The organism is Micromonospora sp. NPDC003816, assembly GCF_042874705.1.
GTDB lineage: Bacteria > Actinomycetota > Actinomycetes > Mycobacteriales > Micromonosporaceae > Micromonospora.
Genome location: NZ_JBIANP010000011.1, coordinates 62,525 through 75,695, shown reverse-complemented (window position 1 = coordinate 75,695; position 13,171 = coordinate 62,525). Strand labels below are relative to the sequence as shown.

Annotated in this window: 10 protein-coding genes; 3 read left to right on the top strand and 7 right to left on the bottom strand. The window is 72.6% G+C overall.

Annotated elements, in window-relative coordinates; genetic code table 11:
- Positions 1–4: 4 nt before the first annotated feature.
- Positions 5–334 (bottom strand): hypothetical protein, encoded by a 330-nt coding sequence (locus ACFYTT_RS26200; RefSeq protein WP_387263051.1) that lies wholly within the window; start codon positions 332–334, stop codon positions 5–7.
- Between the two features lie 223 nt (positions 335–557).
- Between ACFYTT_RS26200 and ACFYTT_RS26195 the strand changes: the two genes are divergently transcribed.
- From ACFYTT_RS26195 to ACFYTT_RS26185, 3 genes are all read left to right on the top strand, one after another.
- Positions 558–2,360, top strand: coding sequence for an alpha/beta hydrolase (locus ACFYTT_RS26195; protein WP_176095446.1), 1,803 nt, complete (start codon positions 558–560; stop codon positions 2,358–2,360).
- Positions 2,361–2,496: 136 nt separating this feature from the next.
- The gene (locus ACFYTT_RS26190; protein ID WP_131054424.1) at positions 2,497–3,438 is read left to right on the top strand and encodes a transporter substrate-binding domain-containing protein; all 942 of its coding nucleotides are present in this window, start codon (positions 2,497–2,499) and stop codon (positions 3,436–3,438) included.
- Positions 3,435–4,547: a hypothetical protein gene (locus ACFYTT_RS26185; protein WP_387263047.1), complete on the top strand. Its 1,113-nt coding sequence runs from the start codon at positions 3,435–3,437 to the stop codon at positions 4,545–4,547. The genes ACFYTT_RS26190 and ACFYTT_RS26185 overlap by 4 nt, the downstream gene beginning before the upstream one ends.
- A gap of 18 nt (positions 4,548–4,565) precedes the next feature.
- Here ACFYTT_RS26185 and ACFYTT_RS26180 read toward each other — a convergent pair whose 3' ends face one another.
- The 6 genes from ACFYTT_RS26180 to ACFYTT_RS26155 form a co-directional block, all read right to left on the bottom strand.
- Entirely contained in the window at positions 4,566–5,744 is a 1,179-nt protein-coding gene (locus ACFYTT_RS26180) for an acyl-CoA dehydrogenase family protein (RefSeq protein WP_131054426.1), read from the bottom strand.
- Positions 5,741–7,717 carry a biotin carboxylase N-terminal domain-containing protein gene (locus ACFYTT_RS26175; protein ID WP_387263044.1) on the bottom strand — a complete coding sequence of 659 codons (1,977 nt, stop codon included), beginning with the start codon at positions 7,715–7,717 and terminating at the stop codon, positions 5,741–5,743. Before ACFYTT_RS26175 ends, ACFYTT_RS26180 begins: the two co-directional genes overlap by 4 nt.
- A gap of 91 nt (positions 7,718–7,808) precedes the next feature.
- On the bottom strand, positions 7,809–9,410 hold the full coding sequence (locus tag ACFYTT_RS26170) for an acyl-CoA carboxylase subunit beta (RefSeq protein WP_387263041.1): 1,602 nt from the start codon (positions 9,408–9,410) through the stop codon (positions 7,809–7,811).
- Entirely contained in the window at positions 9,407–10,609 is a 1,203-nt protein-coding gene (locus ACFYTT_RS26165) for an acyl-CoA dehydrogenase family protein (RefSeq protein ID WP_387263038.1), read from the bottom strand. Before ACFYTT_RS26165 ends, ACFYTT_RS26170 begins: the two co-directional genes overlap by 4 nt.
- A complete protein-coding gene (locus ACFYTT_RS26160) occupies positions 10,606–12,252 on the bottom strand; it encodes an acyclic terpene utilization AtuA family protein (RefSeq protein WP_387263167.1) in 1,647 nt (548 codons plus the stop codon). The genes ACFYTT_RS26165 and ACFYTT_RS26160 overlap by 4 nt, the downstream gene beginning before the upstream one ends.
- Before the next feature lie 92 nt (positions 12,253–12,344).
- Positions 12,345–13,154: a TIGR03084 family metal-binding protein gene (locus ACFYTT_RS26155; protein ID WP_387263035.1), complete on the bottom strand. Its 810-nt coding sequence runs from the start codon at positions 13,152–13,154 to the stop codon at positions 12,345–12,347.
- Positions 13,155–13,171: the final 17 nt, after the last annotated feature.

The following is a 13,171-nucleotide window of genomic DNA, read 5'->3' as shown; positions in this document are numbered from 1 at the left end:
GGGGTCAGTGGCTCGCGTCGCGGCGGTAGCGGTCCCGCATCGCCCGGACGGCTTCCCGGTCGCCTAGCGTCTCCAGGGTGTCCGCGTCGACGCCGGGCGCCTGTGCCATCGGGTGGACCGGTGGGGGTGGAGGTGGCGTGTCGACCGGGGCGGCCTGCCGGGCGGCGGTGACCGCCACCCCGGTGACGATGGCGAGCAGGACGCAGCCCAGGGCCATCGCGACCCCCAGCAGGTCCTGCCGGGGCCCGACGATCAGTGCCACCAGCAGCCACAGCGATCCGAGTGCGGCGACCACCGCCACGGTGCGCGCGTCAGGTCCGGGGATGCGTCTCACGCGTCCAGAATGTCGGAGATTGCCGATCTGTCAACAGCAGACGGTCGAGCGCCTGCGTAACATCTGACAACTCCACCTTACGGGATGCTGAAAACGCGACCTTGACGCCTGCATTGTCGGACATGTTGCTGTTCATCGGACCGCATGCATCGTCCGACGTCTCTAGAGTGACGGAGGTCGAGCCCGACTCGACGTGTCCCGTCTCCCACCGGAAGGCGTCCACATGCCACGACCAATCCGGAACCTCGCCGCCGCCGGGCTGATCGGCGCGCTCCTCGCCGGAGCGGCGGTCGTGCCCGCCAGCGCCGCACCCACCACGATCGGCGGGGGCACCGCCACGGTCTCGCACCGCACCAGCCCGCTGGAGCGGCTGCGCGTCGACCGTGTGCCCACGCCCAAGCTGGACTGGTACGAGTGCTACGACTACGCCGAGTGCGCCACCGTCGACCTGCCGCTGGACTACGACCAGCCGAGGGGTGCGACGACCGAGATCGCGGTGCTGCGGGTCAAGGCGCGGGACCAGAAGCGCAAGATCGGCAGCCTCTTCGTGAACCCGGGTGGCCCCGGTGGTTCGAGCACCAGCTTCGCCCTCGCCGCGCCGTACGTCTTCGGTGACGACGTGCTCGACCGGTTCGACATCGTCGGCGTGGACCCGCGCGGGGTGGGCTCCGGCGAGCAGCTCCGGTGTTTCCGGTCGGTGAAGGACCAGACCCGGGCGTACGAGGGGGCGAACGTCGCCTTCCCGTACACGAAGGCCGAGGAGAAGGCGTACGTCGCCGCCGCGATCCGGATCGGCAAGGGCTGTTCGACCACCGGTAAGCCGCTCAGTGGCGCGATGTCGACCGCCGAGGTCGCCCGCGACATGGACGTGCTGCGGCGGGCGGTCGGCGACAAGTTGCTGTCCTACGTGGGCTTCAGCTACGGCAGCGTGCTCGGGCAGTACTACGCGAACATGTTCCCGGACCGGGTGCGCGCCCTGGCGATCGACGGCGTACTGGACCCGACCGCGTGGTTAGGCGCGGGCGCCGCCGGCAACCTGGGCCAGGAGGACCGGATGCGCAGCGCGCAGGGCGCGTACCTGGCGCTCCGCGAGATCCTCAAGCGCTGCAAGACCGCCGGGGTGGACGCCTGCCCGCTGGCCTCGGGTGACCCGGCCGCGCTGTTCGAGCTGGTGGCGAAGCGACTCAAGGCCACGCCGCTGGTGCTGGAGGACCCGGACCTGGGCGAGTACACCTTCACCTACGCCGACTTCGTCGCCATCATCGCGGGCTCCCTCTACGGCCCGTTCGGCTACCTGGACGTCGCCTACCTCACCCAGGAGCTGTTGGTCCTGACCGACCCGTCGGCGGCGACCGCGTCACGGACGCAGGCACGTACCTCGCTGCTCCAGCGGGCCGAGAAGGCACGGGAGCAGGCACGCGCCTACGACTTCCCGTACGAGAACGGGCTGGAGACCTTCCTCGGGGTGGACTGCACCGACGCCAACCACCCGAAGGACCCGGCCTCCTGGGCGGCTCGGGCCGCCAAGGCCGACAAGCGCGACCCGTACTTCGGTCGGTACTGGACCTGGGTCACCGCACCCTGTGCCCGGGACACCTGGACGGTGCGGGACGAGGACCGCTTCACCGGCCCGTTCGACCGGCGGACCGTCAACCCGGTCCTGGTCGTCGGCAACCACTGGGACCCGGCGACCAACTACAACGGCGCTGTCGCCTCCGCGAAGCTGCTGCCGAACAGCCGTCTGCTCTCCAGCGACAACTGGGGTCACACCGCGTACGGCACCTCGGCCTGCGCGACCGGCGCCATCGACGCCTACCTGCTGCGGTTGACGCTGCCGAAGAAGGGCACCGTCTGCCACGGCGACATCCAGCCGTTCGAGGAACTGCCGGAGTCGGCGGCAGGCGCCCGGGTCGACACCTCCAAGGAGGACCTTGCGGCCAAGGGTGCACCGCGCCGCGGTGCGCCCAAGCAGCTCCCGCCGGTGGTCGTGCCGATGCCGGGGATCGGCGCGCTGACGGCGCGCTGAGGTCGCGACACACCCTCCGGGGTGCGGCGGGCAGTCGGATGCCCGCCGCACCCCGCTGCGTTTCACGACGGTACCGACTGGCAGACACTCGCTACTTTCAGTGTCATGACAACTTCGGAAGGTAGCGAGGTGATCCATGGTCAGTCGGTTCTCCACCACCCGGTTCCGCTCGGTGGCCACCACCCTCGCGGTCGCCCTGACGCTGTTCCTGGGCGCAGCGGCCGGTTGTGACAGTCAGAAGGAGCCGGAACTGCCCTCGGTGCAGGAGAAGCTCCGCGAGTCGCACGTCTGGGAACAGAACGTGCTGCGGATCGGTGTGGCGGTCAACGAGCCGCTGATGGGAGACGTACGCGACGGCGGACACGTCGGCTTCGACGTCGAGATCGCCCGCTACGTCGCCGCCTCGCTCGGCTTCGAGGGCGACCAGCGGATCGAGTTCGTGTCGGTCTCCACCGAGGACCGGATCCCCGCCCTCCAGGGCGGCATAGTCGACCTGGTGGTGTCCAGCTTCTCCATCACCGAGGAGCGCAAGAAGGAGGTCAGCTTCGCCGGGCCGTACCTGGTGACCACACAGGAGGTGATGGTCCCGAGCCGGCACCGGGACACCATCCGGACCATCGAGGACCTGCGGAACCCGAAGTTCCAGATCTGCACCAGCGGTGGCTCCACCACCGAGGCGGAGCTGGAACAGCACCAGGTGCGCGCGGTGGTGGTGAAGGACGTCGGCGACTGCGTCGAGGGCATCCTGGACGGCCGGTACGACGCCGTCAGCTCGGACGAGACGATCCTCGCCGGCTTCGTGGCCCGGTATCCGACCGAGTTCGAGATCGTCGACATGCCCTTCGGCACCAGCGAACTGCTCGGCATCGGCGTGCCCATCGGCGACCCCGCGCTGCGCGACCTGGTGGCGTACTTCCTCGACAAGAGCTACCGCCAGGGTCGCAATGGGGAGATCAGCCCGTGGCAGGTCGCGTACAACCGGACGCTCGGTCCGTGGCTGCGGACGGAGAAGCGGCAACCGCAGCCCCTCGACGTGCCCCGACTGGTCGACTTCGACGACAAGGTGCCGGGCCGATGAGCACGCCGGCGGCGACCACCGGCAACGCCCCGGACGCCGACCGGCCGGTGCCGTCCCAGGTGACGCCCTCCGAGCCGGTGGTGCCGCCACGGGACGCCCCCGCCAGGCAGGACGGGCCTGCCACGTCGGAGGGGCCCGCGGACGTCGGCGGGGACCGGACCGAGCGCCGAGCGCGGTCCAGCCAGTCGTTCTGGACGGCGGTGGTCGGCGTACCGGCGATCTTCTCGGTGCTCCGCCTCGGCGTCGAGGCCGGCGGCGAGTTGCAGACCACGTTGCTGCTGGTGGCAAACGTGGGACCGGTCAACATGCTGGCCGGCTTCCTCACCACGGCGGCCCGCCTGCTCTGCACCGCGCTGGTCGCGGTCTTCGCGCTCGGCGGAGTGCTCGCGGCCAGCCGGGAGGCCACCGCCCGCCGCTCGCTCTTCGCCCGCTGGATGGACGTCACACCGAGCTGGTTCATCGCGGCGAGCTTCCTGATGGCCCTGCTCACCTGGCCGCTGCTGTACCTCCCGCTGCTGCTGCCCACCCTGGCGGCGGCGTTCGGGCTCACGGCGGTCCGGCTGCACGAGCGCCCGGCGGTCCGCATCCTGATGATCACTGCGGCGTACGCGGGCTACCTGTGGCTGCTCCTGCCGACGCTGCGCGACGCGTGGCGGCAGGCCGAGCCGCTGCCGATCGCGCTGCTGGTGGTGCCGCCGCTGCTGGCGATCTTCGTCGCCGGGCCGCTGCCCCGGGTGGTGCTCCGGGCCTTCGCCCCGCTGAGTCAGGCCGCCGTGCTGGTGGTGCTGGTCTGGGCGGCGCTGCCGGTGATCAGCACACCGGTGCTGCCGCTCACCGTGACCACCGTCGGCGACTCCGCCGAGGCCACCGAGGAGATCCGGGGGCACGTGGTGACCACCGACGACGTGCACACGGTGATCCTCCAGGACCGGGGCGGCGTCCGGTACGTGCCCGTCGACCACGTACGCGAACAGGTGCTCTGCCCCTCCGAGGAGGAGCTGCCCCGCTACCGGCTCTGGATCCACGACTTCCACATCGAGGACTCACTGCTGGAAGGGCTGGGCCGGCGGGTACGCCCGGTGCACCGGGTGGACGCCGCCTGCCGGTGAGCGCCCACCGCCCCGGGCTCAGTACGACTTGTCCTGGCCGAGCACGTGCTGGGCGACGAAGTTGAGGATCATCTCGCGGCTGACCGGGGCGATACGACCGGCCCGTACCGCCCCGAGCAGCGTGGCCACGCCGTACTCGGTGGTCATGCCGGCACCGCCGAGCGCCTGCACGGCGGTGTCGACCGCGAGCGCGGCGGCCTCACCGGAGGCGTACTTGGCCATGTTGGCGGAGATCCCGGCCTCCAGGTCGCGGCCCGCGTCGTAGAGCGTCGCCGCCTTCTGGATCATCAACCGGGCCAGCTCCACCTGCACTGCCGCATGGGCCAGGGGATGCGACACGCCCTGGTGCGTGCCGATGGTCCGACCGCCCCAGACCGTGCGGGTCGCGGTGTACTCCGAGGCGCGCTCGATGGCGTACCGGCCGGTGCCGGCGCCCATCGCGGCGACGGTGATGCGTTCCGGGTTGAGCCCGGAGAACAACGCCGGCAGTCCGGCGTCGAGCGACTCGCCGACCAGCGCGTCGGCGGGCAGCCGGACCTCGTCCAGGTAGAGCAGGAACTGGTTCTCCGGGGAGAGGATCTCCATGTCCAGCTTGGACCGGGTCAACCCGGGCGCGTCGGTCGGCACGATGAACAGGGCCGGCTTCAGCCGCTGCCCGGCACCGTCGGTGGTGGTGTCGTCCCCGGCGCGGGCCACCACGAGGACGTGCCCGGCCTCGTCGACGCCGGAGATGTAGCACTTGCGACCGGAGAGTACCCAGTCGTCGCCGTCGCGACGGGCGACGGTGCCGAGGCGGTGGAAGTTGGACCCGGCCTCCGGCTCGGTGATCGCGAAGACGATCTTCTGGGAGCCGTCGGCCAGACCGGGCAGATGGCGTTTGCGCTGGTCCTCGGTGCCGTGCCGGGCGATGACGGTGGCCGCGATGGCGGGGGAGACCACCAGCAGCAGCAACGGGCAGCCGGCGGCGGCCAGTTCCTCGCAGACGATGGCCAGATCGGTGATGCCGCCGCCCCCGCCGCCGTACTCGGTGGGGATGTTGACGCCGAGGTAGCCGAGCCGGCCGGCCTCGTGCCACAGCTCGGTGGTGTGCTCGCCGGCCTTGGCCTTATCCACGAAGTAGCGGTGGCCGTACCGCCGGCCCAGCGACCGGACCGCGTCGCGGAGCTGCTCCTGTTCCGGGCTGAGGTCGAAGTTCATGACGATGCCTCCTCGGTGGGGGTGACCACGGCCAGCACCGCACCCGTGTCGACCTGGCCGCCGGCCGCGACCGGCAGCTCGGTGACCACGCCGTCGGTCGGGGCGAGCACGGGGTGTTCCAACTTCATCGCTTCCAGGGTCAGCAGCAGGTCACCGGCGGCCACCCGCCGGCCGACCTCCACGTGGACCCGGGCCACCGCCCCGGGCAGCGGGGCGAGCAGCGACCCGGCGGTCAGCTCCGCACCGGGCGCCGGGAAGCGCGGCAGCTCGGTCAGGCTCGCCGCGCCGTCCGGGCCGTCCACGAAGATCGACGCACCGACCAGGTGCACCCGGTACGCCCGGCGCACCCCGTCGACGTCGAGCACCACCCGTTCCGGGCCCGCCTCGACCAGCGTGACCTCCGGCGACTCGCTCTCCGGCGACGTCGACCACTCGGCGATGCCGCCGTCGCGGTCCAGCCGGTACCGGACCTCGACCTCCCCGTCCGGGCCGGAGAAGTGGGCGACCTGCGGGAAGGCGGGCACGTTGCGCCACCCCGAGGGCAGCCCGGCCAGCACCGGCGCGGCGGCACGGCGGGCCGCCGCGGAGGCGAGCGCGGCGGCGAGCGCGACCAGGGGCACCTCGCCGGGCGGCAGCAGCGGGGCGAAGACCCCGGGATGCCGGTCCAGGAAGCCGGTGTCGACCTCCGTCGCGCCGAACTCCCGACTCCGCAGCACCCGGACCAGCAGGTCCCGGTTGGTGGCCACGCCGTGCAACTCGGCCCGCGCCAGCGCGGCGGCCAGCGTACGGGCCGCCTCGGCGCGGGTGGGCGCCCAGGCGATCACCTTGGCCAGCATCGAGTCGTAGTGCACCTGCACCGCCGAGCCGTCCCGCACGCCCGAGTCGAGCCGCAGCCCACGCGTCGGAACGAACTCGCCGACCACCTCGGGGACCGTGAACCGGTGCAGGGTGCCGGTGGCCGGCAGGAAACCCTGGGCCGGATCCTCGGCGCAGAGCCGTACCTCGATCGCGTGGCCCTCGGCCGGCGGCGTCACCGTCAGCGGCAGCGGCTCGCCCTCGGCGACCAGCAGTTGCAGCCGGACCAGGTCCAGCCCGGTGACCGCCTCGGTGACCGGATGTTCCACCTGGAGACGGGTGTTCATCTCCAGGAAGTGGAAGTCGCCCTCCGGGGCGAGCAGGAACTCCACCGTGCCCGCGCCGACGTAGTCGACGGCCCGGCCGGCGGCCACCGCCGCCGCGTGCAGCCGGTCCCGCAGCTCCGGGGCGAGCACCGCCGGAGCCTCCTCGACGATCTTCTGGTGCCGGCGCTGGATCGAACAGTCCCGTTCCCCGAGCGCCAGCACGGTGCCGTGCCGGTCCCCGACGATCTGCACCTCGACGTGGCGGCCCCGCTCGACGTACCGCTCGATGAAGACCGTGCCGTCGCCGAACGCCGACGCCGCCTCGCGGCCCGCGCCCGCCACCGCCTCGGCGAGACCGTCGGCGTCCCGGACGATCCGCATGCCGCGACCGCCACCACCGGCGGACGCCTTCACCAGCACCGGGAAGTCGGTGACCTGGGCGGCGTCGGTCCAGGAGGGCAGCATCGGCACGCCCGCCTCGGCGAGCAACGCCTTGGCGGCCAGCTTGTCGCCCATCGCGGCGATCGCCTTCGCCGACGGGCCGACCCAGGTCAACCCGGCGTCGGTCACCGCCGCCGCGACGTCGGCGTTCTCGGCGAGGAAGCCGTAGCCCGGGTGCACGGCGTCCGCGCCGGACCGCCGGGCCGCCGCCAGGATCAGGTCGATCCGCAGGTACGTCTCGGCGGGCGTGTTCCCCGGCAGGCGTACCGCCCGGTCGGCCTCGGCGACGAAGGGCGCGTCGGCGTCCGCGTCGGAGTGCACGGCGACCGTCTCGACGCCGAGCATCCGGCAGGTGGCGATGATCCGGCGGGCGATCTCGCCCCGGTTGGCGACCAGAAGCCTGGTGATCATGGCAGCAGAGCCTTTCTCGCGCTCATCGGGCTGGTCTTTCGTTCGCGACTGCGGGACTCCGCTGCGCTGCGTTCCTCGCGCTCACGGGGGTTCACATCCGGAAGACGCCGAAGCCGGCGGCACCGCGTACCGGCGCGTTGTGCACGGCCGACAGGCAGAGCCCGAGGACGGTACGGGTGTCCCGGGGGTCGATCACCCCGTCGTCGTAGAGCCGTCCGGAGAGGAACAGCGCGCCGGACTGGGACTCGATCTGCTGCTCGACCATCATCCGCATGGCGGCGTCGGAGTCCTCGTCGAACTCGTGGCCCCGGGCGGCGGCGGCCTGCCGGGCCACGATGGAGAGCACGCCGGCCAACTGGGCCGGGCCCATCACCGCGGACTTCGCGTTCGGCCAGGTGAACAGGAACCTCGGCTCGTACGCCCGGCCGCACATGCCGTAGTTCCCGGCCCCGTACGAGGCGCCCAGGTTGACCGTCAGGTGCGGCACCGTCGAGTTCGACACCGCATTGATCATCAGCGCGCCGTGCTTGATGATGCCGCGCTGCTCGTACTCGGTGCCGACCATGTAGCCGGTGGTGTTCTGCAGGAAGATCAACGGTGTGTCGGCGGCGTTGGCGAGCTGGATGAACTGCGTCGCCTTCTGCGCCTCCTCGCTGAACAGCACCCCCCGGGCGTTCGCCAGCACGCCGACCGGGAACCCGTGCAGCTCGCCCCACCCGGTGACCAGGGCCGTGCCGTACGCCGGTTTGAACTCGTCGAACTCGCTGCCGTCGAGCAGCCGGGCGAGCACCTCACGTGGATCGAACGGCACCTTCAGGTCGGCGCTGACGATGCCGAGCAACTCCTCCGGGTCGTGCCGGGGCGGGCGCGGGTGCGGCGTACGCGGCCCCGGCCCCTGCTTGCGCCAGTTCAGCCGGCGGACACACTGCCGGGCCAGCCGGATGCCGTCCCGCTCGTCGGCGGCGAGGAAGTCGGCCAGGCCGCTACGGGTGGCGTGCATCGCCGCACCACCGAGCGACTCGTCGTCGGCGTCCTCCCCGGTGGCCATCTTCACCAGCGGCGGCCCGGCCAGATAGACCTGCGAACGCTCTCGGATCATGATGGTGAAGTCCGACATCCCGGGCACGTACGCGCCACCGGCGGTGGCGTTGCCGAAGACCACGCTGACCGTCGGGATCTTCTCGGCCGAGAGTCGGGTCAGGTCACGGAACACCCGGCCGCCCGGGATGAAGATCTCCGCCTGGGTGGGCAGGTCCGCGCCGGCCGACTCGACCAGGTTGACCATCGGCAGCCGATTGGCCAGCGCGATCTCCCCGGCCCGCCGGGTCTTCGCCAGCGACCACGGGTTCACCGCACCGCCGCGTACGGTCGGGTCGTTCGCCACGATCATGCACTCGACGCCCTCGACCACCCCGATCCCGGTCACCACGCTGGCCCCGACCGGGAAGTCCGTGCCGTACGCGGCCACCGGCGACAGCTCCAGGAACGGGCCGTCCCGGTCCAGCAGCAGCTCGATGCGCTCGCGCGGCAGCAGCTTCCCGCGTGCGCGGTGGCGGGTCACGTACTTCTCGCCACCACCGGCACGTGCCTGGTCGAGCGCGGCGTCCAGCTCGGCGATCCGGTCCCGCAACGCCTCCCGGTTGGCCCGGTGGGGCGGTGAGGTGAGGTCGACCGTGCTCTCCAACGTGGTCATAGACCGATGCCCTTCGCGACGATCTCGTTCATGATCTCGGTGGTGCCGCCCCCGATGCCGAGGATCCGGGCGTCCCGGTAGTGCCGCTCCACCTCGGCGTCGCGCAGGTAGCCGAAGCCGCCGTGCAGTTGCAGGGCCTGGTCGACCACCCAGTCGCTCGCCGCCACGGCCACGTTCTTGGCCATCGCCACCTCGGTCACCACCGGCTCCCCGGCGACGACCCGGGCGGCCACCTGGTGCACGTACGCGCGGGCGGCCTCGGCGCGGGTGTGCATCTCGGCCAGCCGGTGCCGGACCACCTGTCGCCCGACCAGCGGACGCCCGAACGTGGACCGGTCCCGGCACCAGCGCACGGTCAACTCGACGCAGCGCTGCGCGATCGCGTACGCCTGGGTGGCCAGGGAGAGCCGCTCGGCGGCGAAATGCTGCATGATCGCGAGAAAGGCGGTGCCCTCCTCACCGATCCGGTTCGTCACCGGGACGCGTACGTCGACGAAGGAGAGTTCGGCGGTGTCCGAGCAGTGCCAGCCGAGCTTCTCCAGCCGACGCCCCACGGTGAACCCGGGCGCGCCCTTCTCGATCACCAGCAGGCTCAACTCGCCGCCACCCGGTGGACCGGTGCGGACCGCCGTGGTCACGAAGTCCGCCCGGACACCGCTGGTGATGTACGTCTTCGCACCGTTGACGACGTACTGGTCGCCGTCGCGGCGGGCGTGGGTGCGGATCCCGGCGACGTCGGAACCGGTCTCCGGCTCGGTGACGGCGAGCGCGCCGATCGTGGTGCCGGCGAGCGTCGGTCGGACGTACCGGTCGACCAGGTCGTCATCGGCCGGCGTGCGCGGCACCGGCGGCCCGGCCGCGCCCGGGAGCGTGCCGCCGAGCCGACCGCCGGCTGCGGCGACCATGTGCGGCAACGCGATGCCGTGCGTGAACAGGGCCGCGACCAGCCCCGACGAGCCGCCGGCGCGGATGATCTCCTCGGTGACGACGATCGAGTCGAGCAGGTCGCCGCCGCTGCCGCCGACCGACTCCGGGAAGCCGACGCCGAGCAGCCCGGTCCGCGCGGCGGTGACGTGCAGCGCGCGGGGCACCTCGCCGGCCCTCTCCCAGTCGGCCAGGTACGGCAGCACCTCCCGGGTCACGAAGGCCCGGGTCAGTTCGCGCAACTGACGCCGCTCCGGCGTGTCCACGATGGTCATCCTGCCGACCTACCGGTGGGGGCCGGACCCGTGGGCAACTCCGCCGGCAGGTCGACCAGCCGGGCGCGGAGCAGCTCACCGAGCGCCTTGGCCTGTGGGTCGAAACGGGTCGAACCGGCCACCCCCGGTCCGAGCAGCCCCTCGATCACGAAGTTGACCGCCCGCAGGTTCGGCAGCTCGTAGCGCCGCACGGTCAGCGGGGCGGTCTCCGGCAGCAACTCGGCGAGCCGGGCCACGGTCAGCCACCCGCGCAGCCAGCCCCACGTCGCGTCGGTACGCGCCCACACGCCGAGGTTCGCGTCCCCGCCCTTGTCGCCCGAGCGCGCCCCGACCAACTCCCCGAGCGGTGCCCGCCGCGTCCCCGCCCTCAGGTGTAAGGAAGGGTCCCCTGCTATCGCCTGGTGTCGTACAGGGGACCCCTCCTTACGTCGCACCGGGGGTGGGGGGATGGTGCGTCGGGTGCCGTCGGGCAGTACGGCGACGTGGGTGACCGCGTCCTGGGGCACGGTGTCGGTGGTGAAGACGCCGTACGGGGTGGCGTCGCCGGGCAGCGTGGTCAGCGTGCAGCCGGGATAGGAGGCCAGCGCCAGCTCCACCGCCGCCGCCGAGAACGCCCGTCCGGCCCGCGTCCTGTCACCGTCCCGCAGGTGTACGTGCAGCAGCGCACTCGCCACCTCGGTGTCGGTCGCGTCCGGGTGGTCGGTACGGGCCACCTGGAACTCCAGCCCGTCGGTGCCGACCGCCGCCTCCAGTTGCGTCCGGACCAGGGCCGCCTTCGCCTCGATGTCCAGCCCGCAGAGCACGAACGTCATCGAGTTGCGGAAGCCGCCGAGGTTGTTGACGCCGACCTTGAGCGTCTCCGGCGGTGGCGTGCCCCGGACACCGGAGACGCGTACCCGGTCCGGCCCGTCCTGGCGCAGCGCGACCGTGTCCAGCCGGGTCACCACGTCCGGCCCGAGGTACGCGGGCCCGGCCACCTCGTACAACAGTTGGGCGGTGACCGTCTCCACGGTGACCGCGCCGCCGGTGCCGGGATGCTTGGTGAGCACCGACGAACCGTCGCGGCGCAGCTCGGTGACGGGGAAGCCGGGCCGGTGGCCGCCGTCGGGCAGCTCGGTGAAGAAGCTGTAGTTGCCGCCGGTGACCTGGGCCCCGCACTCGATCAGGTGCCCGGCGACGGTGGCGCCGGCCAGCGCGTCCAGGTCGTCGTGCGTCCAGCCGAAGTGGGCCACGGCCGGGCCGACCACCAGGGAGGCGTCGGTGACCCGGCCGGTCACCACCACGTCCGCCCCGGCGTCGAGGCAGGCGGCGATACCGAACGCCCCGAGGTACGCGTTCGCGGTGAGCGCGTCCGGGCGGGCCAGGGTGTCGCCCTCGACGTACCCGACCCGCACGGGTAGCCCGAGTCGCTCCGCGAGGGCACGGATCGCGGCGGCCAGCCCCGCCGGGTGGAGTCCGCCGGCGTTGGTGACCAGCGCGACCCGGCGGTCCAGCGCGGCGCCGAGGCACCCTTCGAGCTGCCGCAGGAACGTCTTCGCGTACCCGAGGTCGGGGTCGCGCATCCGGTCCCGGCCGAGGATCAGCATGGTCAACTCGGCCAGGTAGTCGCCGGTCAGCACGTCCAGTTCGCCGCCGTCGAGCATCTCCCTCCAGGCGGAGAACCGGTCACCGTAGAAGCCGGACGCGTTGCCTACCCGCAGCACGTCACCCGTGCGTGGCCGCCGGTCGGGCGCGCTCACGCGCGGGCTCCGGCACGGTCGTCGCCCGGCGACCGGGGCGTGGGGGCCGGGCCGGGTGGGCCGGCGAACGCCTGCGCCACGTCCAGCCACGCGTCGGCCACCGGTCCGTCGGCCACCAGGGCGGTGTCGGCCCGGTGCCGGCGTCGGGTCACCAGCAGGCAGAAGTCGCGCGCCGCGCCGGTGACCCGGTCGCCCGCGTCCGGCGGGCCGAAGGCCCAGGTGTCGCCGGTCGGCGCCAGCAGCTCGACCCGGACCGGCGCCGTCGGCACCGCCCGGCCGTGCGCGGCGAAGCTGTGCCCGACTGTCCGGGAGCCCAGGTACGCGATGTGCCGTAGCCGGGCGGTGGCGGGCCGGGACACGCCCAGCGCGTCGGCCACGTCCTCGCCGTGCGCCCAGGTCTCCATGATCCGTGCGGTGGCCATCGAGGCGGGCGACATCCGGGTGCCGTACCAGGGCAGCTTCTGTCCGGCCGGTGCGGCGGCGAGCGACGCCGCGAGCGTGCGGCGGCCGTCCCGCCAGCGGTTCAGCAGCGCGTCCGGCGGGGCGAGGAACGCTTCCGCCCCGGCGTCGACCAGACGGGCCGGGTCCGGCGCGGAGGCGACCGAGGCGTGGAACGCGTCCGGGTCGGTCGCGGCCAGGTGGGACACGTGGTCGGTCCAGGCCAGGTGGGCGATCTGGTGGGCGACGGTCCAGCCCGCTGCCGGGGTGGGGCGCTCCCACTCCGTCGCGGGCAGGGTCGCGACGAGCGCGTCGAGCTGCGCGGACTCGGCGGCCAGATCCGTGAGGAGTACGGCCAGGTCGACCATGGTGCCTCCGGTGGGAA